The sequence below is a fragment of the Prevotella pallens ATCC 700821 genome (assembly GCF_000220255.1).
Taxonomy (GTDB): Bacteria; Bacteroidota; Bacteroidia; order Bacteroidales; family Bacteroidaceae; genus Prevotella; species Prevotella pallens.
The window spans coordinates 590,978-617,806 of record NZ_GL982514.1 but is presented as its reverse complement, the minus strand read 5'-3'; the positions used below and the strand labels follow the sequence as shown (position 1 = coordinate 617,806).

The following is a 26,829-nucleotide window of genomic DNA, read 5'->3' as shown; positions in this document are numbered from 1 at the left end:
TGCAACGAGAAGTTGCTGTGTTTATTCTGTTTGTTTTACTTTTCAAGCTTCTCTGCATTCATTGTTACCTGGATATGGTTGCCAGACTTCAATACAGTTTTAGCTATGTTTCCTAATGTTTGTGGTGTCATTGCTTTCATAACAGCATCGAAGCCGTTAGCTCTATCAACACCGTAGGTTGCATAATCAGAGAGAACGCTCAGCCAGTAGCTATTCTTTTTCAATGCATCAGAATGATTTTTAAGAATAGATTCTTTCGCTCTTGCTACATCTTCGTTGGTTATCTTAGTCTGTGCATCGTAGATGATTTCTTTTGCAAGTTTCTTTGCTATGGCTGTTTTCTCTGGATTGGTAGCCAATTCGCAACCAATTACGAGATAGTTTCCGTTTAAGTCGTTTTCAAGACTAACGCTTGGCATTGGCGTATATACCGCACTTTCCTTTTCACGGATAATCTCAAACATCTTGTTCCAAAGATATTGTCCTAATACAGAAGCGTTTAGTTGGTTTTCAAGCGTATAGGGCACTTTCTCTGAACGATAAGTATCAACTATCTTGCTCTGTGGGTTAGACATTTTGAAGCTGAAGCTCTTTTCAACGTTACCCTTTGTGTAGTTACGCATATCTGCCAGTTCTGCCTTCTTCTTGTTTGATGGGAGAGAGGCTATATATTTTGCAATGAGTGGTTTAATGGTAGCTTCGTCGAAACTTCCAACGAATACGAAAGTGAATTCAGAAGCATTGCTGAATAACTGACGATAGAGTTCGAGAGCACGATCGTAGTTGATATTGTCTATATCTTTAGGGTCAGGAGAAAGTGCATCAAGCTGTTTGTTGTGTCCATAATACATTACAGAGTCTTGGAAAACCATCTCAGGGTCGTTTGCTTTGCCCTCGAGCTTACCTTTCATATATTGTGTTATGAGCTTATAATAGTTTTCGTCTTTCTTAATTCCAGTGAAACTAAGGTTTATCATCTGCATTAATGTCTCTAAATTCTGGTTTACGGTAGAGCCACTAAGGTAGTGAAGATCGTTACTTATACCTGCTTCTATGTTTGTAGTTTTGGTTTGTGCGATATTGGCAAGGTCGTTAATGTCTTTTGTTCCAAGTCCATGTATGCTTGCAATATCGTCCCACAGTTTACGCATAGCAAGGTTTTCGTTCTTGCCAATGCTCTTTCCGCCTGCTGCGGTAGCCATCATAAGAATCTCGTTTGCTTTGAGGTTGGTTTTCTTCAGAATAACTTTTGCTCCATTAGAGAGAGTAAGTTCTTTTGCATCAAACTGTTTTAAAGCTCTTTCACTGACAATCTTTCCCGGATTAGGCTCCTTAAGCATCATTGGCTCTTCCTTTGTATTGTCTACGTAAGCATCAACTTTTTCTGCGCGTGCAGCGTTTACAATACCAGGGAGTTCTGCTTTAGTGAATCCAGTCTTACCATCTTTCTCTTGAAGAATTACACTAATGGCAAAGTTCTTTTCATTTACGTTGATTAAATTCTTAGCCATTTCGTTGACAGTAGCCAATGGAAGCATTGGTAGAACTTGGTCGTAGAGTTCGTGTAACTGTTCTATGGTGCTATAAGGTTCGCCTTCGAGGAAGTTCTCGATAAGCGTCTGAGCATAAGTATCGTTTGTTATTGTGGAACGATTGTTATACTGATTGTCGAGTGAAGCCTTGTAAGCTTCTTTTGCATGTTTAAATTCTGATTCGGTAAAGCCATATAGTCCGATGCGATTCATTTCGCGGATAATTTGCGCCATAGCCTCTTTCTCTTTTCCAGGCTTAGGAACAACCACAATGCTTTCTGCTTCGCGAGTAATGGTTTGACCAGCATAGTCGTCTACATCGCCTTGCGCAACAGTAATGTTTGACTCAGGTGCTTGTGCTATTTTCTGCATACGGTTGTTAAACATAATATTCACAAGCGAGTACATAGGCTTAATGTAGAGGTACATAAGAGAGTTTTTCTCTTCTGGTGCGATATATTCTATTTTGCGATAGAGTTGGAATATCTCTTGTGATACCTCTTTATTGCTACCAAATGCATATAGAGTGTTGTTGTTATCGTCTACCATTACAGGTGTTGCTTTAGTAGCTTCCTTTGATGGTTTCAAATCGTTGAACAGGCGTTTAATGCTCGCTTCAATCTTATCGGGGTCTATGTCGCCCACGATAATGATAGCCTGATTGCCAGGGAAGTACCATTTACGGTAATACGCACGTAGTGTTTCGGGGTTACATTTGTCTATAACGTCCATACTTCCTATTACAGTGCGTTTTCCGTATATACTATTTGGGAACAAATCTGCATTAGCAGCGCGTAGCAATCGTTGCATTGCGTTGTGTCCGCGATATTCGTTATGCACCACATCGCGTTCTGTTTCAATTTGGTCTGCAGTGAGTGTAAGTCCTTGCGACCAATCGCTTAGCACAAGCAAACAAGAGTCTACGAGTGTAGGGCGCTTAGCATTAATACCTGTAAGGTAGTAAACTGTGTGGTCGGCAGTAGTGTATGCGTTCCAGCCGCCACCAGTTTTATCCATAAATTTCACTACAGAGTCGTCTGGGAAATGCTTTGATCCGTTGAAAGCCATGTGTTCTAGCAAGTGCGCTAAACCATCTTGGTTGTCTAATTCTTGTATTGCTCCAACCTTATGAGCTATATAGAAGTTTACTTTTCCTTCTGGATAATTGTTCTTTCTAATGTAGTAGGTAAGCCCATTATCAAGGTGTCCAATCTTAACAGCAGCATCAACAGGTGCCTTTGGCATATCTGCCATTTCGTTTTGTGCTATTACTTCTGTTGCGAATAGCGCAAAAATAGCTATAAAAATGTTTTTTAATCTCATATCTTATTTATACTTAAAGTAGATATTTATATTCTTTATTTCTTATTTCTATTCTTTATTGTTCTAAGTACACCTTATATTATATAGGGCTTTATTTCTTACCAATTAGGGTTTTATTCTTGGTTTCCTTCTCTGTATTCTAAAATATCGCCTGGTTGGCAGTCTAGTGCTTCGCAAATGGCATTTAGTGTTGTGAAGCGTATAGCTTTTGCTTTTCCAGTCTTTAGAACCGACAAGTTTGCAAGGGTTATATTAACTCGTTCGGAAAGTTCGTTTAGCGACATTTTCCGCCTTGCCATCATTACGTCAAGGTTTACTACTATCATCTTTAGTTCTTTTCCTACACTGTTAATTGGTTCTCCTCTCTCATTTTAACTCCAATTGTGAATATTTCATACACTATGAAAGTGAATGGAACTTCGAAGAGCCCACTAGGTAGTTCGAGCGTACTCACAAGGTCGATGTTACATCCTGCAATACTGAACGACTGACTAATGAAGTAAACTTCTATCAGTGTAATGGTCCACCAGAGAACATAGTAGATGAGCGTACAGAATGCTAATCGTCTTATAAGCTTCAGATTGCGCACCAGGAATATATTTTCTGAATTGCGAAAACGAGCTATCAGTTTAAACGCAAGCACCAATATTGTGAGTGAGAGCACTGCCATAATAAGAAAACTAAGTCCTTTTATTGCTAAGAAATAGTGGGGAGCGTTATAGTTTACATCTATGGTGCGCATCCAAACTCGTTCTGGTTTACCTGTTTTCTGGTTAGTGAAGACTGTTGGAGGTGCTTCTAAGCCTACCTTAAACGATACTGGTGTAGCTGATGCCCAGTCTTCATCTTCCATTTGTTTCTTTACAATGTTTTTGTATTCTTGCGATTTTGCATAGGAACTGTCTTTTTGTGCCTTTATTTCAAGGTTAGTCATATTTGTTCCTACGGTGTATCCACTGATAAGAGCTCTACTTGCATCGTAGACGGTATAAAGCATCACGCATGACATGATGCATAGCAACAATGTGCAGTATAGATACAGTCGTTTATTCATAGTGCTCCTTTTGTTTTTTAATGTATAAAGATGTGGTAGCCACTCTTCGCACTTTACGTTGCAAAAGTAGCCATAATTTTTGTTACTCACAAATTTAAAACGACAATTATTTATTGTTTAACAATAATTTTATATTAATGAATGGTAATATTTTGTAGCATTTTATGAATTGAAACACATTGCATACTATTTCTTATTATGGTGTGTGCTTTGTGTTCTTTGGTGGTTTTACTTCTTGCTATCATTTGCTATAGTTTACTAGAACTTTTTAGAGCTTTTAGTGTGTAATAGTTTCTATTGGTATTTGTTTTCTTGACTTATGGTATATAAAGAACAAGTCTCTACATTTAAGAAGGGTTGTTGTTTGTTTAGCAACACAGCTTCTTTAATGTAGAGACCTATTCAGTAGTAACTTTATGGTTTAGTATTCTTTTATTACTTGTGTGCCTTTCAATGCAGCGAATGCATTTTCTGTAAGAGCAAGCATTTCGTCTTGACCTGGATATACTACCACTGGTGCTAGATAGCTAATGCGTTTCTTTATTTCCTTAACAAGATATTCGCTGTAGCACATACCTCCTGTTAAGATTATGGCATCTACCTTTCCGTAAAGTACAGCACCTTCAGAGGCAATAGCTTTGGCTACATTTAGTATCAGAGCCGATATTACGAGTTGTGCATGTTCGTCTCCTGTGTCTATGCGTTTGCGTATTTCGCGAAAATCGTTAGTGCCTAAATGAGCAAGCAATCCGCCTTGTGAAGTTATTTTCTTCATCATTTGCTCTTCGGTAAGTCCGCTATGATAGCATAAGCGTACTATTTCCGACATAGGAAGCGTACCTGTTCGTTCTGGCGAGAAAGGTCCATCGCCCGACAAAGCATTGTTTGCATCTATAGCACGACCTTGTTGGTGGGCTGCAAACGATATGCCCCCGCCTAAATGTGCTATAATTAAGTTCAGCTTGTTGTACTGTGTGTTATGCTCGCGTGCGTAACGGCGGCCTACAGCTTTTTGGTTTAGAGCGTGCCATATACAGATGCGTGGTGTTTCTGGAAGTCCGGTAATGTGTGCTTCAGGAATCATTTCGTCCACCACACCCGGATCGGCAATGAAGCTCTGGCAACCTGGAATCATTTCTGCTATTTCGTAAGCAAGCTTACAACCTAAGTCGCAAGGGTGTTGATGTTCTGCTGTTCGTTGGTCCTCAATCATCTGTGGGTTCACTCTGTACACACCACTTTCTACCGCTTTCGATAGTCCTCCGCGTCCTACAGTTGCATTAAAATCGAGCGGAATGTTGCGTTGTTTTAACTCTTGTAGTATGTGTTGCTTACGATATTCGTACTGATCGAAGATGGTATGGAATTGTTCTAATTCGCTGCGCGAATGTTTAACGTCTTCTACAAAAAGCAATTCGCAATCGTTAGCTACTGATATTTTAGTAGAGGTAGAGCCAGGGTTAATGGCTAAAATCTTGTAAGGCATAGTGTTTATTTCTTCTTTGATTTAGATATGATGGTAGCAAGAGCTAAGCTATAAAACTTTGATTCTACGGTGTCGCCACGACTTGCCAATACTACAGGCACCAGTGTTCCTTGCAATACGGCTGCTGTTTCTGCTCCTGCAAAGAGTGTTATGGTTTTATAGAATACGTTACCTGCTTCGATATCGGGGAATATTACTGCATCGGCTTCTCCTTCTATTGGCGAATTTATTTTCTTATCAGCCAATGCTTCTGCCGAGCACGATGTTTTCAAATCGAGCGGACCATCTACTATACAGTTTCCAAAAGCCCCCTCGTTTGCCATTTTTTTCAGTTCGAGATAGCCCTCTGTGTATGGAAAATGTTTACCATCTGGTTTCTCCGAACAGTGAATGAGTGAAATTTTTGGTTGTTCTATATTGAATGCATGGCAGAAGTTTGCCACATATTTTATTTGTTCTATGCGCTGTTCGTGCGTTGGGAATGGTAGCACGGCGGGGTCTGTGAAGAATAAGAGCTTTGGATAAGTAGGTATTTTGGCTGCTGTGATGTGTGTTAGCACGCTTCCTTTTGGTAGAATACCTTTCTCTTTGTTTAGTATAGCTCGTAGTAATACATCGGTGTTTACAAATCCTTTCATCAGTGCGTCGGCTTTTCCTTGTCGTACTAGTTCTACTGCTTTTTCTGATGCGTCTTGTGGATTGTCTGCTAAAAGGGTTTCATATATGTTTTTAAACCTTTCGGCTGTTTGTTCAGAACATACCAAGATAGGATTAATAACACCTGCTTTGTACGCCATTTCTACGGCGTCTATTGTATGAGAATCTTCTGCCCATACAACAGCAACGTTATTTTTTATACCGCTTTCGTTCAGTTCCTTCACCAATTGGGAGAAGTCTGTAATACTAGTTGTCTTGTTCTTCATATTATATAGTTATATTTTATGCGAAAGTTCTTATCTCTTGTTCAGTGCCACAAAGATACAAAAAGGTATTTATTTAACAAAATACACTTTTTATAGACGAAGCATTTTTAAATATTTTAAGATTTCCGGAGATGATAGAAATAGTATTAGCGCATTTTTGAAATGTTTTGATTAATATCTCTTAAAGTTGCAACATTTCTTTAGTAACTGTTGTGCTTCAAACTGGTATAGATGCTTCTCTGGAACAGAGAATGTGTTGTTTGCCTGTATATTAAGAATTTTAGAAGCCCTGAAACTTCTACATAATAGATGCATCAGGGCTTTAAGCGTTTAGTCTTCGTATACGAAGGTAAAGTTCTTTTGTGTCTTTAGCGAATTACCAACAAAGCAGCCTTTAAGTGCAAAGTTTTCTATTTTTTTGCGCAAAGCCTCGTCGGCTATTCCTTTAATATGGAATGTTATGTCTATTTTCTCTACTGTTAGAGTCTTAACATCTTCTATTATTTCGCCCACTTCAGCGTATGTTCCTGTTAAATCTATGTTCTCGCGTTTAGCGCGCATAGCCATTGTGGTTAAAGTGCATGCTGCGAGCGACTGTGCTAGTATGTCTACCGGAGTTGCATACTCGCCTAAGCCTCCCGAAGCCTTACCAGCGTCTGTTTTAAGTGTTTGTTTTGAAGCTTCGTACATAGCTTCTACTCTGAAGTTACCTAAATACTTTACGATTGATTTTTCCATAATTGATATATATTTTATTGTTCCGAACAAAGGTAACACATTTTTTTTAGTTTCACAAGAAATATTCCAAACTTATAGAAATTAAACTATTTAGTGTTTTCTATAAGCCGTTAGAGTTCTATTTGTAAAACAGCTATTTTACCCCAATGTGTTATTAGACCACCAATAGTTTATGGGTTTTATGTGCTATGCACCTATATATATAATAAGGTGAAAATAGCGATGGGGTGGTACAATTGTGAAACTTTGGCAATATTCAACCCGATGTTTTGGCAGTAAAAACAAAAATATGTAACTTTGCCACAATACACTATGTTTCTTATTTGCTGTGTTACAAAAAGTGTAGCAACAAAATAGTTTCTGTGGTGTTTTTGGTTGGCGTGAGCTGTAAATGGCAAACTGTAAACGATAGTGTTTTTATAGATATAAACAAAACAATGAAGAGGTTTTTAACAACAGTATTATTGTTTGTGGTGGCTTCGGTGTTGCTGCATTGCAACGCACAAGCCCTAAACACAAATGTGGTTTCTGCACAAAACGAGCCAAAAACGACACCCACTTTCAAACGGTTGCTAACGCGCGAACAGCTGGAAGCAATGGGAATTAACTGGAACAAACTGCTGAAACATATAAAACTTCAGAAAGTTGCTTGGAATGGAGGCGACTTTCGCGACGACCAATCGGAACCAAGATACGAGCCAACGCGCGAAGACTTTCTGCTAACAATACCCTTAGTGGAATATTATATGCGCACACATGGCTACCAAAAGCCGTCCGATGAACTTTTTGCGCAACGCATACACGAAGTGTTTGGTGAAAACCTTAATATGCAAAGTCAGCAACCTTATTTGCCTATACAAGGAGAAGCTGATTACAATTTTGCCAGTACATATTATGCTTTGTGCGGCAAAGGCATTATAACCTACAACTGGTTGCTAGACGATTTGATGGACGTTAGAACAAACAAAATAGTGTTGCGCCCGAAAATATTTCAGCAAATACTTGCCCTGAACAACTTTGTTATATACAACGATACAGCTGCCTTTAAATTTCTAACAGAAGCAACCTATAGCGGACACGAGGACGACTATAATGGAATGGGCGACCCTTACGATGGAAACAATATTCTGTGCGACTTGTTTTCAACCTATAACTATTATGGAAGTGCACAACTTAACCAGTGGTATTTTACCACACAAGACGTTAATCCGGTGGTGTTCTATCATCTAATATTCGAAAGAACACCGCAAGGCAAGTTGGTTGCCCATCGTGAGCTGATAGAATTGATAGAGCAAAACACCACAGGCACAAATACATACACGTATTGGAAGTATTTTGGCGAACCACTTTTTGACGTATTAGACAACGAAGACGACTTTAAAGATATGCACTATAGTGTTGTGCATAAGGCAAAAATGCTTTGCTATTTTGCCAATTCGGAACACAAAATGCGCAAACGTTATGCAAAATACATACCCTCGCTCACAGTAACAGCCTATTGGGGCCGCTCCTCAACCACCACTTCTATGATTATGCAACACCCCGATGTGTACAATATGGCATGCAAATACAACTACTTTGGTGTGGTTAAACCTGAAGTTATGAAGGAGTATGCTGCAAAAGCCGAACGGCTGAAAAAGAACTGAAAAGAATAATACAATGTTGAATAGGCGTAGCCTTTATAGTGGCTCAATAGAAACAGCAACGGCTGTAACAGTTTGCACTATTATATGCTAAAAAGCGGTGCAATATATTGGTGAATAGGCAATTATACCGATGCTATGGTTAGAATATAGCAGCATACAAAGCCTCTTTCTCATTATAAGAATAAACATCTTTCTAGCACGATGAAATAGAAACATAAAGGCTGTAGTTTTTTGTGATATCTAAAACGAAACTCACAGATATCTGAAACGAACACGACAGATATCTAAAATGAACACGACAGATATCTAAAACAAAAGCAACTATATTTTGCAGGTTTTTATGAACATAAACAATGGTCTGTTTGGTTGCAAAATAAACCGCAGGCGCAGGCAACAAATTTTCCGTCTGTTTCCTACCGAAACCATATAGTTACAACACACCGAAAACGGCGGATAAGCATAAAAAAAAGATTGATTGTCTCACGACAATCAATCTTCAAAACCTTAATAATCTAATACCATGAAAAACACATTGCAAAGTTAAACGTATAACTCTATCGTTCCAAATATACAATCATAAATAATGTTAATTATACTAAAGTCAGCCTATATTTATAGTCCATTGTTCTTTTTTTCGCTATAAATATAGATTTAAAAGCAACATCTTGCAACCGTGTAGGCTTGCAATAGTCCGTTTATTCAACAATTTTGCAAGTGCGAAACTTTTCTTACTTTTTGTCGCCATTAGTCGTTCTATTCAAAAAGTTTTCTTATCTTTGCAATCCAAATATAACTGTATACTTGGCGAAATACAATTTAGATATCCCCACACATTATAAAAATAACGTATGGTAACAACCAAAAAAACTGCAACACAGAAGCCAACGGCTGCGGCTTCTAAACCCAAAAAGGGAGCTAAAGCGCAGAAAGCGCCCGTAAAACGTGGCATTTCAGACGAGCTTATTCCCATTGAAGAAGAAACGTGGCTACTTCAGCCCATTGCAGTAACAATGATGCGGCACGACTATTCGCTCATTCAGGTGCGCATACTAGTATCTATTGTAGAGAGTTTACAGGCTATTTTGCATGGCATCTTAAACAACAAGCGAAGTCCACAGTTAGACCTCTTTAAAACGAAAGAGCTAGACGAAGACGGACGAATGCCAATAAAACTGCCATTTAAGGAACTTGGCGTAGACCCAAACCACTATCCGCAGTTGCGCACATCGCTTAAAATGCTAGCCGCCATACCAGTAGAAATTCCTTATAAAACAAGCGAAGGACGCAAATATACAAAAGCAACCAACCTTTGCGACGTTTATATACCAGAAGATCGCTCGTATAACAAGTATGCAATATTAAAGCTCGACCGTAGCGTTGCAGAACGTTTGGTATCGTTAGACTTTGGTTATCACCGACTTGGAAAGCAGATAGTGTTTGCTTGTAAAAATCGTTACACACAACGCATCTATATGTTTATAGAATCGTGGGTAGACAAAGGGCGCACCGTTATAAAAACCTTAGAGTTTAGAAAAATGCTACGTTTGGAGAACAACTACAAAAAATTCTCCGACTTTTGTCGTCGTGTGCTCGAACCAGCAAAGCAAGAACTGAAAGACTTAGCCGACAAAGGTTTTTGCGACTGTTACTTCGATTACGAAAAAAAGTACGACCGTGGTCAGCGTGGAGGCGAGCCAGACGAGCTGATATTTCAAATATATCGTGCCAAAAACAAGATGGACGCACAGTTAGAACAAATGAACGAAATGCAACGCAGGCAGTTCCAACAAATGCTTATACAGTATTTCGACTTTACGCAACCTAACGCAAAAAGTATGGCAGAACGCATAACAGCCGAACTCTATCCGCTTGCTATGCAAAAACTTATGGACTTGCGCCAACGTTTCAACACAATATATGTAAAAGATAAGGCAGCCTACACATTTAAAAGTCTTGACCAAATGATACGCGAACACGACATTCCGAATACAACGGTAGAAGAAATAAAAGAGTAGGGGATATAAAACAGAAATCGAAAACCATAAAACAATGATAGAAGTTAAGGTAAACGATGCTACGCTTCGTTCAGCAGCAGCCGAAGGAGAGGACGCTTTTGTAGCAACATTTATAGATGCAATAAATGCTGCAATAGGAGGAACGCTAACCAATGAGACGATGCAACAGCTAAACTCCGACCAAATAACACTGTTGGGGTGGAGCTATTTACATAGCGAAGTAATGAATGGTGGCTACATTCAGCTTATTTATAATGGTTACGGCGCATTTATATTTAAGAATCCTTTCGGACCAGCAATGCGCAATTGGGGCATTACCGAATTGTATTCGCACCTCCGTCGCACCAGAAAAGCATACGACAAGTATCACAGCCAGATAGAAAAAGAAATGTCGGACGACGACTTTATGGCGCTCTACGAACAAATGCCAGAGTTCGACGATGCTGACGATGACTTTATAGTGAACGAAGAACAGTGGACAAAAATGATAGCTGCTTACATTGACGACCACATTAACAACTTTGCTACAATTGAAAAATGAATAAAGAAGAACAAGAAATTCGCAAGAAGTCGCCAATACAAATACGCAACAAGAAGGCTTCTTTCGAATACTATTTTGTAGACACCTACACGGCAGGAATAGTGCTTACAGGCACCGAAATAAAATCTATACGTGCAGGAAAAGCCTCTTTGGTTGATACGTACTGCTTTATTAACAAAGGCGAAATATGGTTAGAGGGTATGAACATATCGCCATATTTCTATGGGTCGTTTGCTAACCACGAAGCCAGACGCAAGCGTAAGCTGCTATTAAATAGGCGAGAAATAAACCGTTTGGCAGAAGACTCAAAGTCGCCAGGCTATACCATTGTGCCAATATTGGTGTTTATAGACCAGCACGGACGTGCGAAGGTAGACATTGCTCTGTGTCGTGGTAAAAAAGAATACGACAAGCGACAAACGTTAAAGGAAAAAGAAGACCGGAGAGAAATGGATAGAGCAATAAAACGCTATTGACGTCAGCGGTTTATAAAAAATATATAAGGCATAGAACCTATAGTTATTATAAAGGTTCTATGCCGTTTTCATTGTTAAAAGTGAGAGCCGTTGCGCATAGACTTCATAGTTGTTCTATCGCACCTAAGCTGTTTAATCTGAATTAAAGTTCAAAACCAACGCCAATTCCAAAAGGGTGGCAAGCAATTCCGCTATTCATTAGTTTTGTTAAACTGTAGTGTGCATAAATAGAAAAGGAGTTAAAACCAAAGTAAGCCTCAAGGTTTAAACCAACAGGATTGGTGTCTAAGTTGCGGCTAACAGTATAGCGTTTGCTCTTAATACGATACTTACTGCGTATCTCGCTCTTAATATCCACCGAACAACCAATCCCTAAATATACTTTCTTTTTATACATTTGTTTTTTCCACTCTATCATAATAGGAGTCTTAAAGTAGTAATATTTAATAAAGCTTGTACGCACATTTTCTGCCGTGTTCCTTGCAATTGTTGGCTTACCGTCTACATCTGTCAGCATATAATTGGTTTGGAAATGGTTGTGAACAAAACCCGTTTGAAATGCAAAGACTAAGCCGAGAGAATTAGAAGCGTTAAGTCCCATACCTATTTGGAAGTGTGTAATTCCCCATTCTAACGAGTTTACATCTTTGCTATGCATAGCCTCTCCACCATTTAGCAAGTTTGTACCAATATAGAAATCGGGAATATTACCATAAAACGTATTATTTTTGTGTTTCCGAATGGGTACAAATGGCGAAGAAATGAAGAAGCGTTCTACCTCCTGACCATCTATATAGCTAGTTTCTTTGTTCTTTACAAGCGCATTACCGTCTTTGTTGAATACAGCCACATGGGTTTCAATGCTGTCTGTGCTCACCACAAATTGTTTGTTGTTGTAGTAGATTATTGTGTCGTTTTCTTCGTTAGCTATTGCTGGAACAGCCATCGCGAGCATTAATAAAAATAGTAAGTGTTTCATAATTCTATCTGTTTTGCGTTTATATTATTATTATTGGTTTTTGTTTTAATGTTTAGCGTAGCATAGTTTCATAATATCGTCTGGACCGAGCGTACCTTCTATATAAATAATGGCTCCACTATTGTTAGTTAGATTACTGAAAAGTATATACCTGTTAAGTCCCGAAGGTAGTGGTGGAAGCATATAGTAGCCACTGGTAATTTTACCATTATCCACTATTTCGCGTATTTTACGTGCCTTTTTTCTATCGCTATTCAAATATGGAGCTATGCTTGCACCAATCTTTTTATAGGTCAATGCTTTGTAAACCTTTAGTTTGTAGCCCCTGAGAACGGCATCGTTTAGCACTACCATCTTACAGTTTTTTGCCTTTCCGAAGCGTTCGAACACAATATTTATCTGCAAATCGCTCTGTGCTTTTGCAGGTATTATAGCTACAAACAGACATAGCATAATGGCTATTCTCATTATTTTATTCTTCATTGCTTGTTCCTCCTATTTGTGAAAGCGCTTGGAAATCTTCACCCTCGTTGGCAGAAACCATATCTAGAGCAGCTTCTGCCTCTTGGTGAACCATAGTTTTGTTGGTAGTGCATTCGCCATCTATAAAAGCATAATCGCCAGTTTTCGTAACATTGTGTCGCACTATAAATAATGTAATCACCACAGCTGCAGCAGCCGAAACAGTAGCAACAATCCAGTTTGGTAGGCGTTTATGTTTTTTAAGAGCGTTTGTTTTTGCCGATGAAACCGTTTGTTTTGCCACTTGTTTGCAGCGTTCTTGCTGTTCCCAACGAAACAAAGCGCAAAATGGTCTCAGTTCGTTTGGCACCAGTAGCGGGTCTTGTGCAAAGAAGTTTCGTAGCTGTTCTTCTTCTGCAACAGTCGTTTCGCCTTCTGTATATTTGGCAATTAAGCTGTAAATATTGTCTATTTGCATATAGTTCTCCTCTCTGTTGTCAGTCTTATAAATTCTTTTTGAATGTATCTTCGGGCTCTCGATAGATTTTGCCGTAGTGCTTCGGGTTTGCAATTACATATTTTTGCAATCTCTTCGTTTTCGTATCCGTCTATCTCTTTTAGTCTAAACACTTGCTGTTGTAGTGGTGGTAGATGGTCTACAATATACTGTATCAGCTCCATATCGTCCTTTCCATCTGTCTGTTCCAGTTCTGCAACAAGTTCTTTCGGCCTATTACTCTCTGCACATTCTATTTTTCTATGTCGCCAATGGTCTATAGCCACACCTTTAATAATCTTTATAGCCAATGCTTCAATGTTGGTATGTGCGTCTAATTTCTGTCGCATTGCCCACATGCGGAGAAAAGTTTCTTGCACGAAGTCTTCGGCTTCAGCGTCTCCTCCCTCCAGTGTTGCAGCCACTTTAAGTAGTCGGCTACGCAGGTTTATTGCCATTTGGCTAAATGTTTCTATTTCCATTGCTTTTCAAAAGGTAAACGAACGAACAACAGTTTTGTGACATTTAAAGTTGAAAAAAATTATTTGTTATTATTTATTTTGGTTGTTTTCATTGGTATAAAAATGGAGTTATGGTATATATTATAGGTGTTTTATGTTTAATATAAAGTTATCTTAATGCGTGTATAATGCCCTTATATACATACTTTTATCGGCATTATACACAGCATTAGTTTATTTGTGTGGACGATGAAAGAGTGGTGTGATTTATTCAAATTCACTCTTCCTCTCCCTCGTACCATTTCTTTATGTACAGATAATGGTCGGCAAATAAACGCGATTGTCCTGGCGTTGCTGCTTTAATGCGCTTTGCTGGAATGCCACCCCATATCTCGTTAGGCGGTATTATTGTGCCTTGCAGTACTACGGCACCTGCTGCTACCACAGAGTTTTCGCCCACTTCGGCATTATCGAGCACCGTTGCATTCATTCCAACGAGAGCATTTTTACGAATAGTAGCACCGTGCACAACAGCCGAATGACCAATGCTAGCACCATCTTCAATAACTACAGGTTTTCCTTCGGTTTGGTGAATACACGCTAAATCCTGTACGTTCACTTCGTTTCCCATTACTATTGCATCTACATCGGCACGTATCACTGCCCCAAACCATATCGAGCAGTCGTTACCCATCGTTATATTACCTGCCAAAGTAGCGTTCTCTGCAAAGTAGCAACGCTCTCCCCACTGTGGACTTTTTCCTCTTGCTGCTTTTATTAAAGCCATTGTTTTAATCTTTTATAATTGTATTGTTTCGTTGAAACCGTTGTTTTGTTTTGCAAAAGCCTATGTTTTATCTTGCGAAAACCTATGTTTTATCTTGCGAAAGAAGCTGTATTGTTTCGTTGAAACCGTTGTTTTTATACATTAAAATGCGTTTAGTTCTTCCCAAATGCGTTGCACGGGTAGTCCCATAACGTTAAAGTAGCTACCTTCGAGCGATGTTACACCAATATATCCAATCCACTCTTGAATGCCGTATGCACCAGCCTTGTCTAACGGTCTATAAGTTTCTACATAATAGTTCACCTCTTCTTCTGTTAGCTGTTTAAAGGTAACGTTGGTAGAAACCGAAAAGCAGCGTTGCTTTTTCGTAGTTGTTAAACATACGGCAGTAACCACTTGATGTTGTCTACCACTTATTTTGTGTAGCATTTGCTTTGCTTCAGCATTGTTGTGAGGCTTTCCCAGTATTTCGTTGTCCACGATAACCACGGTATCTGCCGTAATAACAAGTTCGTTATCAGTTATTGTGTCTTTGTACGCATCAGCTTTCTCACTACTTATATAGGCAGCAACATCTGACGGTGCTATAGTGTTAGGATATGTTTCGGCAATATTTGGTAGCACACGCACATCGAATGCAATATCGAGACCACGCAACAGCTCTTTTCTCCTGGGCGAATTGCTCGCCAATATAATATGGTAATCTTTATAGCTCATATCTTCTTTATTTTTTGTTTCTTATCAGTTGCAACGTTGTTTCCAGTGCTTTGTCGGCAGGAACTGCAATATCGGGTATCGTACCGTGTATGTCTGTTTCGTCAGCGCCGTATTGCCAGAACCGCTTATACGATATGTAGCAATATAATTGCGATATGGGCAGACGGTATTCGAGTACATCTCCGAAGCAAACATTCATACCACCAGTTTCCTCACCAACAACTTTGCCCATATTGAAGTATTTGAATGCCCACGAAAAAGAAGCAGCCGAAGAGAACGTGTAGTTGCTTGTTAACAGCCAAACCTTACCAGTGTAGCAGCGAGCTTTATTGTTTAGTGGTACATTCAAGCTATCTTCATTTTCCAAGTACAGTCCTGTAGGCGAGAGAAACTTATCACCGTAAGCGTTCTTTAATAAACGTTGCGTTGTTGGAGTTATACGCATAAAGGCTTTTCCAAACTGTTGGAAAGGCACTTTGCTTATGCGTTCGAATATCAAATCGCCTATACGAGAATCGCCACCGTCATTTTTGCGCACGTCTATTATAAGGTTCTGCACCTTCTTTGCGTTTATTTCGGTTATCATTGAGTCGAGAAAGACTGTCATTCCTGATGGGTCTGTGCAGTCGTTGAACGACATTAGTGCCACCCGACCACCCTCTAAGAGTTGGTATTCAAAATGTTTCTGTTCCTGTTTCTTTGTTTCAAGTAGCTTCCCTGTAGCCTTTTCGACTTTCTTTTTCTCGGCTCTTATCTCATCGAAGGTTGGTCCTTTTAGTATTGTTTCCTTTATATTGTTCTTCCATACATATTTGATAGTATACTTATCGGCATAATAGCAAAGTTGGAATAGGGCGCTAAAGTAATCCTTTAGTTTCATTAAGCGAAAGAAACGGCGCTCTCCCGACACGTATTGAAGTAAGTTTGCAATGATGGCGGCACTTGAAACACCGTTTATTTCGGTTATTTCTGCCCCTTTCGGAATGCCGAATAGAGAATAGCGAGCTGTTATTTTGCCACTCTGGTTGTCCACATCTACCTGCAATGGAAAGCGTAGAACAGTCTTTGTAAGTATGTCGTTGTAAGGTGGAAACACGTGTGTGTGTCCATCGCCAAGCAGCGCTAATAGTGGTGCAACATATTTATATAGGGTGGCGCGCGTAAGAGTGTCGGGCATTTCCTGCTCTATTGCGTTCACACGGCTCATAAACTCGCCTTGGTTGCACATTGCATACATGTTCGGATGTACTTCACTGACAGTATAAATCAAAGCATTGATGTCGTAAATAGCTTGTTCTTTAGTCATTCTTTTATCTGTGGCAAGACGCAGACTGTCGGGAATGGGCAAATCGTAAGGTGTCATATTCATCATTTGCGCATAGGTCTGGCAAGTATATAGGCACATTACTATGAACAAAAGCGCCGATAGCGTTTTCTCAATATTGTTTTTCAATGCTGTTTTCATATACATATTATAGTTTTAAAGGCTTGTAATTCTTGTCTAAAAACTTTGGTGTACCTTTATAAGAAGTCCATCAAAGCTCTCTTACCACCCAAAGGCTTTTGCACTTTTCAGCCATTTTCCTTGTGCGCGCAACACCTGTTCAATGATATCGCGAGCCACTCCCATACCGCCATTGTAGTTGCTTACGTAAGTGGCAATGGCTTTAATGTCGGCACAAGCGTCCTTTGGACAACATGCACAGCCTGCCCTTTGCATTACCTCATAGTCGGGAATATCATCGCCAACGTATATAATTTCTTCTGGTTGCAGATTGTTTGCTTTAAGATAAGCTTCCCATGTGTCCAGCTTAACGGCACAATTTAAAAACACATCGTGTACTCCGAGATAGGCATATCGTTTCCGTATTTCTTCGTTTCTGCCTCCCGTCATAATAGCAAGTTTTAGTCCGAGCTTCACAGCAAGCTGAATGGCATATCCATCTTTAATGTTTAAGGTTCTTACAGGGTCGCCTTCGCTATTCATAGATACGGTGTTTAGCGAGAGAACTCCATCTACATCAAATATAATAGCTTTTATTTTATCTAAATCGTAGTTTATCATTGCGTTATAAAATATGATTAAACAATATGTATATATCTATTTTTTATTTCTTTTATGAATATTCTCTGCCATTAGTTGGTACAGCTGTTGTGCACTTTTATCGTAGTTCATGAGTTTCATTTGTGCTTCAATTATGTTTTTATCGTATCGTATAGCTGGCCCTGTTTGTGCTTCTTGCGGCGACAAATAGTGTACTTTTCTTGCTGTTTCATCAATTAATGGCAACATAATATCGAAAGATAGTCCCACCTTTTGCAACGTTTCTGCAGCCATATTGTAGCAGAAATTAGTATAATTGCAAGCCCATACAGCAGCCAGATGTAGATAGCGGCGGTCTGCCGACGACAGTTGGCATACGTTGTTACTAACCGATTGTGCCACGTTCGTAATGGTTTGTAGCGTTGAATTGCTGTCCGCTTCTATAAAAATAGGAATGTTCTGAAAATCTATAATGCGTGTTTTCGAGAATGTTTGCATAGGATAGAGCACACCATAGCGCTTTGCCCGACCACAAAAAACATCAATTGACACCGAACCAGCAGTGTGCACAAATAGCTTATCGGTGCGATTTATACACAATTTGCTAATCACAGCATCAAGCACACTATCTTTAACAGCTATAATATAAAGGTCGGCATTATTTGTTATGGTATCTAAACTGTTGGTTGGTGTGGCATTCAGTTTCTTCGCCAAGAGAATTGCTGCTGCCATTGTGTGGCTATAAACCTGCACAATGTCGTGTTTTGCATTGTAAAGGGCGTGTCCCAAAACAGTAGCAATATTCCCTGCACCTATTAATACAGTCTTCATATTAGGTACAAAATTACTAAAAACGAATAGAAAAACCATACTTTCTTTTCTTTTTTACAAAACATTCGTTACATTTGCAAATAATGTTTATACACCCATCGGTGCACATTCAGTAGCACCTTGTAGGTTATATGGAAGTTAGAACCAATATTATAACACATAGTAAAGATCTGCCCGAGCTTTGCAAAGGCTCCTTCTTTCACAGTAACAACCTCTTCTGTATGTTGGAACAGACCCCACGTCTGCGCCCGTGTATGGTGGTTGCTATTGATGAGAAGGGTGGAGTTGTCGGACAAATTCTTGCTCAAATTCGTGTAAAGCGGCGTTTCTTGTACATTAATTTCACTCGTCGAGCACGCATCTATGGCGAAGGTTGCTATAAAGACTATATTGATTATATAGAGAGAGGAAAACTTTTCGATATAATGATGAATGCCCTTGTTGCCCATTTGTTACGCCATCGGTGCTTCCATATAGAGCTTAGCGATATATCGAAGAAAATGTTTGGCTACAGAACACTGCGCAAACACGGCTTTGTGCCTATTCCGTGGATACAAGTTCACCATTCTTTACACAGTAGAGCACCAGAAGAACGGGCTTCTGCGAAGGTAATTCAGCGAGTGGAGAAAGCCATAGAAAGCGGATTTGAAACACGAAAGGTGGAGAGCAAAGCTGAAATACACCAACTTTATCGCCTTATAAAACGATACTACATACTACGCAAACAGCGATACATACCCAACGAAGAACTGTTTCAGCAGATAGGGAATAGTGTTTTCGGACATATTTATGTTACAGAGTATAAAGGGAAAATGGTTGGAGGTAGCGTGGTTGTAGACTCTGGAACTGATTCTATGCTGTGGTTCGATGCAGCTATGGAAAAGCGATATATGTTCTATCACCCCCACACACTTACAGTTTGGTATGCGATAAAGGAAACGCACAAACGCAAACAAAACCATCTTCACATTCTTAATCTTGGACTTCCGTTCTCGCATAGCAACTATCGCGACTTCATTTTAAGCTTTGGAGGAAAGCCCGTAAGTGCCTATCGTTGGTTTCGTTTCTCAAATTCCTTAATGCGACACATTATGTTCTGGTACTATCAAATATAGCTGCAAACTGTGCTATGCAAACAAAACATGTTTATAACGCTGTTCTTTTAATACAGCACAAATATACAAAAACAGAAAAAAATAAATGCAAATGAAAGCAATTGGTATAATTCCTGCTCGCTATGCATCGTCTCGCTTCCCGGGCAAACCACTCGCAATATTAGGCGGTAAATATGTTTTACAGCGCGTTGTAGAACAAGTTAGCACCGTACTCGACGATGTTTATGTTGCTACAGACGACAAACGAATTTATAATACGATAACTTCTCTGGGGGCAAATGCTGTTATGACAAGTACCGACCACCAAAGTGGTACCGACCGTATTGCTGAAGCGTTAGAACAAATTGGTGGAAACTTTGATGTAGTGGTAAACATTCAAGGCGACGAACCTTTCATACAACGTAGCCAGATTGAAACAGTGCTGGCTTGTTTCAAAGATGTTGGTACACAGATTGCCACACTTGGAAAGCCGTTTGCTACCATAGAAGAGGCAAAGAACCCTAATTCGCCAAAAATAATTATCGACAATCGCAACTATGCAATGTACTTCACACGTGCGCTTGTTCCTTATATACGAGAGAAAGAAGAAAGCGAGTGGATTGAGGCTTATCCTTTTCTTAAACATATAGGGCTATATGCTTATCGCACAGATGTGTTACACCAAATAACAAAGCTACCACAATCGTCGCTCGAATTGGCTGAAGGTTTGGAACAATTGCGTTGGCTACAAAACGGATTTAAGATAAAAGTAGGGCTCACTAACGTTGAAACTGTAGGTATAGACACGCCCGAAGATATGCAGCGTGCAGAGCAATTCTTGCTTGAACAAAGCGAAGCTGAATAAAAATTCTACCCAATATGGGTGTTAGCACCTTAACAAGTTTTGTTTTATTGTTGTGCAGACAGATTCTATTTCATAACGAACGCATAGCAAACTACAGCAAGTTAGTATAGAAAACAATCTGCCAACAAGAAAAACAACGTTAGTAGAAAGCAGTAATACCAACAAAATGTGCTGTTGTTACGGTCAAATGCCGCATTTAGGTTTATGTGTTTCAACTCTTCATACACAATAAAAATTCTATTCAGTATAGGTATATTAAAACCTATAGAGCAGTAGGAACTCTAAGCGAGCTAATTAAATTAGCATCTCTTAGGGCTCTAACGCTTATAGGAAAAACTAATAGTCTGAAACCATTTTATAGCATTTTAATCGTTACTTTCCATAATAAATTGTTACATTTGTACGCTGAAAGTATGCGCTAATACCACTTTGCGGTGTCATTCTGATATCTATCGTGGGCAAAAATAGTGTAACAACTTTATCTATAACTATATTCCAAGAAACTATAAAGAAGATTTATGAACTCGTTGAAAGAGATATTTAGAATAGGGAAAGGTCCTTCAAGCAGTCATACTATGGGTCCCGCTCGTGCAGCAGAGATATTTGCGCAGCGTAATCCGAATGCTAAAGCGTTCGAAGTAACACTATATGGCAGTTTGGCTGCAACGGGAAAGGGCCACCTTACCGATGTGGCTATCACCGAAGTGTTATCTAAAATAGCTCCAGTAGAAATAATATGGAAACCGGGCACAGTGCTATCTTTCCACACAAATGGTATGCGCTATAAGGCGTTAGATGCCGAAAAACACGTTGAAAACGAATGGGTGGTGTATAGTGTTGGCGGTGGTGCGCTCTCTGAAGGAAAAGGAAAAGACGATATGTTTTATACAGAACCAGTCTACGAACTATCTACACTGAAAGCAATACAACACTGGTGCGAAGATAGTGGGCGTGGTTTCTGGGAATATACAGACGAATGTGAAGGTTCTGAAATATGGGACTATTTGCACGAAGTGTGGCTTATGATGTGTAATGCTGTGGAACGTGGTTTGGAAAACGATGGCGTATTACCCGGTCCGTTGAAGCTTTCGCGTAAAGCCAGCAACTATTATATAAAGGCATTAAGCTATAGAAGCAGCCTGCAATCGCGTGGCTTGGTATATGCTTATGCACTTGCCGTTAGCGAAGAAAATGCCTCTGGTGGTACCATTGTTACTGCGCCAACTTGTGGCTCGTGTGGTGTTATGCCGGGCGTGCTATACCATCTGGCTAAGGCGCATCAGTTCTCCGAACGCAAAATTCTACGTGCGTTGGCTACTGCTGGTTTATTTGGCAATGTGGTAAAAGCCAATGCGTCTATCTCTGGAGCCGAAGTAGGCTGTCAAGGCGAAGTAGGTGTAGCTTGCGCTATGGCGTCTGCAGCTGCTTGCCAGCTATTTGGTGGAACACCGTCGCAAATAGAGTATGCAGCCGAAATGGGGTTAGAACATCACTTGGGAATGACCTGCGACCCTGTTTGCGGATTAGTGCAGATACCATGTATAGAACGTAACGCTTTTGCTGCATGCCGTGCGCTCGATGCGCAACTGTATGCTAACTTTAGCGATGGGCGCCATCGTGTTTCGTTCGACAAGGTTGTCGAGGTGATGAAACAAACTGGACACGACCTTCCTTCGCTTTATAAGGAAACCAGCGAAGGTGGTTTGGCACAAGATTTTGAATGGTAAAAACTTTATAAGGGTCATGGCTTCTCTATGGCTCTTATAACTAAACGGTGCATTAGCGTATAGCCTAATTTTGCTTTATTTTATGCTGAATACGTAGCAAGCTAATACAAGTTAGTACTACCAGCAATATAACTGGCAAAAAAGCGATGTATGGCACGAAACAATTGTATTAGCGAAATATAATAGCATTATGTGCTAATGCCCCATTTGTATAGAAACATTTTCTGCAGCTAAATTCCTATCTAAGTTCTGCAACTATATACTCCGACTGTGTTCCTATACGGAATTTGCCTCCCCAAATGCCAATACCCGACGACACATAATATTGCGTTTTGCCCTTTTGCAGCGGACCAAACGCGTCTTCGTAAATAGCATCTTCAATCCAGCTAATGGGCCAAACTTGTCCGTAATGTGTGTGTCCCGATAGTTGGAAGTCTACTCCTGCTTGCTGTGCTTCCTCCAAATGGTACGGCTGATGGTCTATAACTATGGTGTAATAGCCGTGTGGTGCTTTCTCTGCGAGTGTTTTAAGTGGAGCCCTTCGCATATTTATTCGGTCGTCTCTGCCTATCACAAGTAGCGTGTCGCCACCTTTCAACGGAACTAAAGCGTGGTTATCTATCAGCAAATTTATACCCGCTTTTTTGTAAAACTGTTTAGCCTTTGGTTCGCCACTGTAGTATTCGTGGTTGCCCAAACACGCATAAACCGGAGCTTTTAGACGTTTAAACTCTGCTGCCATATTTTGTTCGTTTATGGCGCGGATACTTCTGTCTATTATGTCGCCACCTATCAAAACAGCTTCTGGTTGCTCTTTGTTCACGGTGTCTATCCACTTCCTAAATTCGTCGGCACGATTGTGGTAGCCCAAATGCAAGTCTGTAAGCATCACAATGCGGTGCTTTTGCTTCATTTTCTGTTCTGTATTCAGCTGTATTTCTACACGTTTTTTGTCCATATAGTGTAGATATCCATATACAAAGACACCTATAATAAGTGCCGAAATAGTTACAGTTCCTGTCCAACTATTATAAAGAAACTCCTTAGGAATGAGTCTAATAAGCCTAAGAAGGTCTAACACCACAAACAGCATTAGCAAGTATAAGCCTATAAATATAGACGACGTGCCCACCTCGTATAGTGCTGTTGCAAGTGGCATTGGCATCTTGTCTAAAAGCGTATTTAGAAAAAGGCAGAAGAAACACAGCAATATTGCTGCCACAGCAAGCCATTTTCCTAAAATGCCAAACGGCACAAGCTGCCAAATATGCCAACTAATGTATGCGGCACTTGCCGAAACACCCACTAAAAGCAGTCCTATTATCCATGTAAAATTCATACGTACAATCTTTTGTTCTTTTGTTTTTATTTGTTCTTCCAAAGGTACATATTTTTGCTGTTATACCAAACTAAACATAAATGTTGTTGGTTCTTAGCATCTGAATATACCTTTAAACAGGTAAAAACACGTTTCTGCAAGTGCCTATACACTATAAGCGTTTATATAGGCAACACGTATAAGCATCTATTTATAAGCGTTTTGTGGTTTGTTTAGTTTCTTAAAAACCGCTTCACTTTGTTGTAATACTGTTGCGTTTTGCTCTTGCTAAAGTTTATTCCGCCATGCCACATACGAATGGCTCGCTCTGCATTGTTTGTCTTGTTATATTTTGATTGAAACAGAACAAACATCTCTCTCGATTTTTCGGGACTGAAACGGTCTGCCATTGTGTAACGTTTCTTGCTACCTTTTGCTTTTAAAATGTTGTTACATTCTGCCACAACGTGGTGCGAAATTTGTAATATTCCAGCGTGCGGACCGTTTACGGCTTTTGCATTTCCTTTACTTTCTACCTGTGTAATAGCGTCCATCACGGGTCGCCAATCGAATTTTTTAGCTTTTGCGGCAGTCTCTGCACTTGCAGAGTTTAGTGCCAATACCATTAAAATTCCTACTGTTAGTGTTCTTATATTTCTCATTACATACAATTTTCCGAAACCTATAAACTTACCACAAAATGAGCAAGCTATGCGAAATGGTGCACATGAGAAATGGTGCACATAATTTCTCGGCTTCATATTAATGCGTGCAAAGGTATAAAAAAATATGCTGATAATCAAATTGTTGAGTATTACTTAACAAATTAATACATTAACCACGCTGCTTTCTAACTATTGTTTAAAAGGCTTAATACGCCTGTTTGCCTACTTTCTGGCTTTGCTTGCAGCCCTGCCTAATGCTTATTTTGTGGCGCATAAATTTTGCTAATTAAGAACTTTACAGTACCTTTGCACACGTTCGGCATACCAAATGCGTATAGCCAAACCAATGGCTCCGTAGCTTAGCTGAATAGAGCGTAGGATTCCGGTTCCTAAGGTCATGGGTTTGAATCCCATCGGGGTCACTAAAGAGAAGATACAAATAGTATCTTCTTTTTTTATGTAAAGCGATAATAGCAGATTATAAGATAGTTACAAGTAAACATTAAATAAAAACAATAGTGTGTACGGCAGCGTAATCAGTCATTGCTTTTCTTCCTTTAGTTCTATTGTTTCTCCATGTTCCATTAAGCAACTTTCTGTGCCCATACCACTTGTTTTTTGTTGTGTGCAGTGTGTTGTGGCATACCACTTTATGCAAGCACAAAGTTTTAGACGTCTGTAACGTTCGTCTTAGATATCTGTAACGTTCGTTTCAGACGTCTGTTTTAAATCTCCCTCTAATCTATCGCATTTTCTTTATAAAATAAGGGTGTACACTATATGTTATACACCTTTATATATATAGCCTGTAAAAATGCCACATTGGTATGTGTATGCTTATTAATGCACTCTTGTTGTTTGTTGCTTGTTGTTTGCTTGTGTGTGGTGCGCTTTGCAATAGTGTAGGGCGTAGAGTTAGCCTATATGGTGCAAAATGCGAATAAAGTTGCTTGTTCGAATAGAAAAAATCACTAACTTTGCAGCGTAAAAAATAAGCTGAATTACTTAACAAACAGAGATGAACGAAGAGAAAAACAAAGGTGGAATGATGAGTGTTATTGCTGCTTTAGGTGCTAATGTGCTGGTGGCAATATCAAAGTTTATAGGTTTTGCAATATCTGGTTCGGCTGCAATGCTGAACGAGTCGATACATAGTATAGTAGATTGTGGCAACGAAATATTGCTGCTTGTGGGCAATAAGCAAGCTGCTGCAAAAGTGTCAGACAAACACCCGTTTGGTCAGGCTCGTGCAAAATATTTCTATAGCTTGGTAGTTGCTATGATGTTGTTCTTTGCAGGCGGTGCATTGGGTGTAATGGAAGCCACCGAAAAGTTGTTCCACCCCGAACACAATGTAGAAAACACGTGGCTTGTGATGGGTATATTGGTGTTCGGACTGATTGTAGAAACTGTTAGTTTGCGTGTTGCTATTAAAGAGATAAAAGCACTTAACAAAGACGGGTTGTCGCTTTACAGATTTTTGCGAGAGAGCCGACATAGCGAAATTCTTATAATTTTTGCCGAAGACAGTTGTGCCGTTTTGGGTTTGCTGATAGCTTTAGGTGGCACGTTGCTTAGCCATTTCACCAATAACCCATTCTACGATGCCTTGTCTGGTGTGTTAATTGGATTGTTGCTTTGCGGTGCAGCCCTCTTTTTGGCATGCGAATTTTACGGGTTGCTTATTGGCGAAAGCGTTACAACAAACGACTTGCTGCGCATTAAGTCTGCTTTCAATCGCACCGAAATAAGTAAGCTGATTAATGTAAAGACCATACATTTAAGTCCTACAGATATTTTGGTTACGGCTAAAATTGATTTAAAACCCGAATTTGAGGCGCAAGCATCTGCCATAATTAACGATATTGAGCGAAATATGAGGGCAGATTTTGCCAACTACAACATATTTATATATATAGAAACCGACGAATATAAAGCCAACTATGTGCGTAGGTAACAGAGACCCTAATCCAACAAATAATTATAAAGTAGCCGTAAGAATGACACTTCCAAGTCCTCAAGTAACATCGGGTGAGATAAAAGTGGAGGAGTATTATCTTGGACCAAACTATAATTTATCGTTCAACGTGGCAGGCTATTATATGTGCCACGAAGATTTTTGGAAGCGAATAGACAGGAACGAAATTATAGAACGCACATTCTGGTTGGATACTTATTGGGTTAAAAATGATGTAAAACCCAACAGCAACGAATTTATGCCGTTTGCAGCGGAGCTTAGTCTCAATGGTGTAGCACAAAGCGACAAGATGAATAAACTTGGAACTCATTATTTCATTCCTTGGCTAAAGACACCAGCATGGCAATAACAGAAAGTAGTGATATATAGAAAAAGCGGCTGAACAAGTCGCTTTTTTTATTTGTAACAATCGTGCCTAAGTTGTTTAATTTAAATATCTTTTTTTAGGTTCGGTTGAAAATAATAGAGAAAGCTATAAACTGCGCCAACTGCTTGTTTTATAAGCCGATATGCCATATTAGGTGTATATATAAAACAGCTAAATATAGTAGCTTTTGTTTTATACGTCTGTTGCGTTCGTTTTATACGTCTGTCAGTAGCGTTTCAGACGTCTGTCAGTAAGTAAATAGATATCGCACAAAACAGCAACTTTTATGTTTTTATATTATAAT

General features: G+C 39.5%; 26 protein-coding genes and 1 tRNA gene. 10 read left to right on the top strand and 17 right to left on the bottom strand.

Going from position 1 to position 26,829, the window contains the following annotated elements; translation table 11 throughout:
• Positions 1-35: 35 nt before the first annotated feature.
• From HMPREF9144_RS11765 to HMPREF9144_RS11740, 6 genes are all read right to left on the bottom strand, one after another.
• A complete protein-coding gene (locus HMPREF9144_RS11765) occupies positions 36-2,855 on the bottom strand; it encodes a M16 family metallopeptidase (RefSeq protein ID WP_006046327.1) in 2,820 nt (939 codons plus the stop codon).
• Positions 2,856-2,968: 113 nt separating this feature from the next.
• Entirely contained in the window at positions 2,969-3,181 is a 213-nt protein-coding gene (locus HMPREF9144_RS11760) for a helix-turn-helix domain-containing protein (protein WP_006046326.1), read from the bottom strand.
• Positions 3,182-3,195: 14 nt separating this feature from the next.
• Positions 3,196-3,909: a DUF2975 domain-containing protein gene (locus tag HMPREF9144_RS11755; RefSeq protein WP_040595812.1), complete on the bottom strand. Its 714-nt coding sequence runs from the start codon at positions 3,907-3,909 to the stop codon at positions 3,196-3,198.
• Between the two features lie 421 nt (positions 3,910-4,330).
• The gene (gene buk, locus HMPREF9144_RS11750; protein ID WP_006046324.1) at positions 4,331-5,395 is read right to left on the bottom strand and encodes a butyrate kinase; all 1,065 of its coding nucleotides are present in this window, start codon (positions 5,393-5,395) and stop codon (positions 4,331-4,333) included.
• Positions 5,396-5,400: 5 nt separating this feature from the next.
• Entirely contained in the window at positions 5,401-6,318 is a 918-nt protein-coding gene (locus HMPREF9144_RS11745; RefSeq protein WP_006046323.1) for a phosphate acyltransferase, read from the bottom strand.
• A 330-nt stretch (positions 6,319-6,648) separates the two neighbouring features.
• Positions 6,649-7,056 carry an OsmC family protein gene (locus HMPREF9144_RS11740; RefSeq protein ID WP_006046321.1) on the bottom strand — a complete coding sequence of 136 codons (408 nt, stop codon included), beginning with the start codon at positions 7,054-7,056 and terminating at the stop codon, positions 6,649-6,651.
• Between the two features lie 437 nt (positions 7,057-7,493).
• Here HMPREF9144_RS11740 and HMPREF9144_RS11735 point away from each other — a divergent pair, with 437 nt between their 5' ends.
• The 4 genes from HMPREF9144_RS11735 (at position 7,494) to smpB (ending at position 11,734) form a co-directional block, all read left to right on the top strand.
• A complete protein-coding gene (locus HMPREF9144_RS11735) occupies positions 7,494-8,702 on the top strand; it encodes a hypothetical protein (RefSeq protein WP_040595916.1) in 1,209 nt (402 codons plus the stop codon).
• Positions 8,703-9,550: 848 nt separating this feature from the next.
• Positions 9,551-10,717 carry a replication initiation protein gene (locus HMPREF9144_RS11730; protein ID WP_006046319.1) on the top strand — a complete coding sequence of 389 codons (1,167 nt, stop codon included), beginning with the start codon at positions 9,551-9,553 and terminating at the stop codon, positions 10,715-10,717.
• A gap of 34 nt (positions 10,718-10,751) precedes the next feature.
• Positions 10,752-11,258 (top strand): DMP19 family protein, encoded by a 507-nt coding sequence (locus tag HMPREF9144_RS11725; protein WP_006046318.1) that lies wholly within the window; start codon positions 10,752-10,754, stop codon positions 11,256-11,258.
• Entirely contained in the window at positions 11,255-11,734 is a 480-nt protein-coding gene (gene smpB / locus HMPREF9144_RS11720) for an SsrA-binding protein SmpB (RefSeq protein WP_006046317.1), read from the top strand. Before HMPREF9144_RS11725 ends, smpB begins: the two co-directional genes overlap by 4 nt.
• 142 nt (positions 11,735-11,876) lie before the next feature.
• Here the strand turns inward: smpB and HMPREF9144_RS11715 are convergent, their stop codons facing one another.
• The 9 genes from HMPREF9144_RS11715 to HMPREF9144_RS11675 all read right to left on the bottom strand — a co-directional run bounded on the left by HMPREF9144_RS11715 (position 11,877) and on the right by HMPREF9144_RS11675 (position 18,511).
• A complete protein-coding gene (locus HMPREF9144_RS11715) occupies positions 11,877-12,713 on the bottom strand; it encodes a hypothetical protein (protein WP_006046316.1) in 837 nt (278 codons plus the stop codon).
• A gap of 45 nt (positions 12,714-12,758) precedes the next feature.
• Positions 12,759-13,196, bottom strand: coding sequence for a DUF6108 family protein (locus HMPREF9144_RS11710; protein ID WP_006046314.1), 438 nt, complete (start codon positions 13,194-13,196; stop codon positions 12,759-12,761).
• Positions 13,186-13,653 (bottom strand): PG0215 family putative anti-sigma factor, encoded by a 468-nt coding sequence (locus tag HMPREF9144_RS11705; RefSeq protein WP_006046313.1) that lies wholly within the window; start codon positions 13,651-13,653, stop codon positions 13,186-13,188. The genes HMPREF9144_RS11710 and HMPREF9144_RS11705 overlap by 11 nt, the downstream gene beginning before the upstream one ends.
• A complete protein-coding gene (locus HMPREF9144_RS11700) occupies positions 13,644-14,153 on the bottom strand; it encodes a GFO_1088 family ECF-type sigma factor (RefSeq protein ID WP_006046312.1) in 510 nt (169 codons plus the stop codon). Before HMPREF9144_RS11700 ends, HMPREF9144_RS11705 begins: the two co-directional genes overlap by 10 nt.
• A gap of 256 nt (positions 14,154-14,409) precedes the next feature.
• Positions 14,410-14,919, bottom strand: a complete 510-nt coding sequence (locus HMPREF9144_RS11695; protein ID WP_006046311.1) for a gamma carbonic anhydrase family protein — start codon at positions 14,917-14,919, stop codon at positions 14,410-14,412.
• A 141-nt stretch (positions 14,920-15,060) separates the two neighbouring features.
• Positions 15,061-15,636 carry a Maf-like protein gene (locus HMPREF9144_RS11690; protein WP_006046310.1) on the bottom strand — a complete coding sequence of 192 codons (576 nt, stop codon included), beginning with the start codon at positions 15,634-15,636 and terminating at the stop codon, positions 15,061-15,063.
• A gap of 7 nt (positions 15,637-15,643) precedes the next feature.
• Entirely contained in the window at positions 15,644-17,101 is a 1,458-nt protein-coding gene (locus HMPREF9144_RS11685) for a S41 family peptidase (RefSeq protein WP_249031138.1), read from the bottom strand.
• Between the two features lie 81 nt (positions 17,102-17,182).
• Entirely contained in the window at positions 17,183-17,701 is a 519-nt protein-coding gene (locus tag HMPREF9144_RS11680; protein ID WP_006046308.1) for a KdsC family phosphatase, read from the bottom strand.
• Positions 17,702-17,737: 36 nt separating this feature from the next.
• On the bottom strand, positions 17,738-18,511 hold the full coding sequence (locus tag HMPREF9144_RS11675) for a Rossmann-like and DUF2520 domain-containing protein (RefSeq protein ID WP_040595810.1): 774 nt from the start codon (positions 18,509-18,511) through the stop codon (positions 17,738-17,740).
• Positions 18,512-18,732: 221 nt separating this feature from the next.
• Here HMPREF9144_RS11675 and HMPREF9144_RS11670 point away from each other — a divergent pair, with 221 nt between their 5' ends.
• The 3 genes from HMPREF9144_RS11670 (at position 18,733) to HMPREF9144_RS11660 (ending at position 22,197) form a co-directional block, all read left to right on the top strand.
• Positions 18,733-19,626, top strand: a complete 894-nt coding sequence (locus tag HMPREF9144_RS11670; protein WP_245944630.1) for a GNAT family N-acetyltransferase — start codon at positions 18,733-18,735, stop codon at positions 19,624-19,626.
• Between the two features lie 91 nt (positions 19,627-19,717).
• Positions 19,718-20,470, top strand: coding sequence for a 3-deoxy-manno-octulosonate cytidylyltransferase (kdsB, locus tag HMPREF9144_RS11665; RefSeq protein ID WP_040595914.1), 753 nt, complete (start codon positions 19,718-19,720; stop codon positions 20,468-20,470).
• A gap of 518 nt (positions 20,471-20,988) precedes the next feature.
• Positions 20,989-22,197, top strand: coding sequence for an L-serine ammonia-lyase, iron-sulfur-dependent, subunit alpha (locus HMPREF9144_RS11660; protein WP_006046303.1), 1,209 nt, complete (start codon positions 20,989-20,991; stop codon positions 22,195-22,197).
• Positions 22,198-22,435: 238 nt separating this feature from the next.
• Here HMPREF9144_RS11660 and HMPREF9144_RS11655 read toward each other — a convergent pair whose 3' ends face one another.
• Both HMPREF9144_RS11655 and HMPREF9144_RS11650 read right to left on the bottom strand, forming a co-directional pair.
• Positions 22,436-23,536, bottom strand: coding sequence for a metallophosphoesterase (locus tag HMPREF9144_RS11655; RefSeq protein ID WP_040595912.1), 1,101 nt, complete (start codon positions 23,534-23,536; stop codon positions 22,436-22,438).
• A 212-nt stretch (positions 23,537-23,748) separates the two neighbouring features.
• Complete coding sequence (locus HMPREF9144_RS11650; protein WP_006046301.1) at positions 23,749-24,177, bottom strand: transglycosylase SLT domain-containing protein; 429 nt, start codon at positions 24,175-24,177, stop codon at positions 23,749-23,751.
• Between the two features lie 351 nt (positions 24,178-24,528).
• On the opposite strand from HMPREF9144_RS11650, the gene HMPREF9144_RS11645 reads away from it, so the two are divergent.
• The 3 genes from HMPREF9144_RS11645 to HMPREF9144_RS11635 all read left to right on the top strand — a co-directional run bounded on the left by HMPREF9144_RS11645 (position 24,529) and on the right by HMPREF9144_RS11635 (position 26,507).
• Positions 24,529-24,602: transfer RNA gene (locus tag HMPREF9144_RS11645), tRNA-Arg, on the top strand.
• Between the two features lie 596 nt (positions 24,603-25,198).
• A complete protein-coding gene (locus HMPREF9144_RS11640; protein WP_006046299.1) occupies positions 25,199-26,137 on the top strand; it encodes a cation diffusion facilitator family transporter in 939 nt (312 codons plus the stop codon).
• Positions 26,124-26,507 (top strand): hypothetical protein, encoded by a 384-nt coding sequence (locus HMPREF9144_RS11635; RefSeq protein ID WP_006046298.1) that lies wholly within the window; start codon positions 26,124-26,126, stop codon positions 26,505-26,507. Before HMPREF9144_RS11640 ends, HMPREF9144_RS11635 begins: the two co-directional genes overlap by 14 nt.
• Positions 26,508-26,829: the final 322 nt, after the last annotated feature.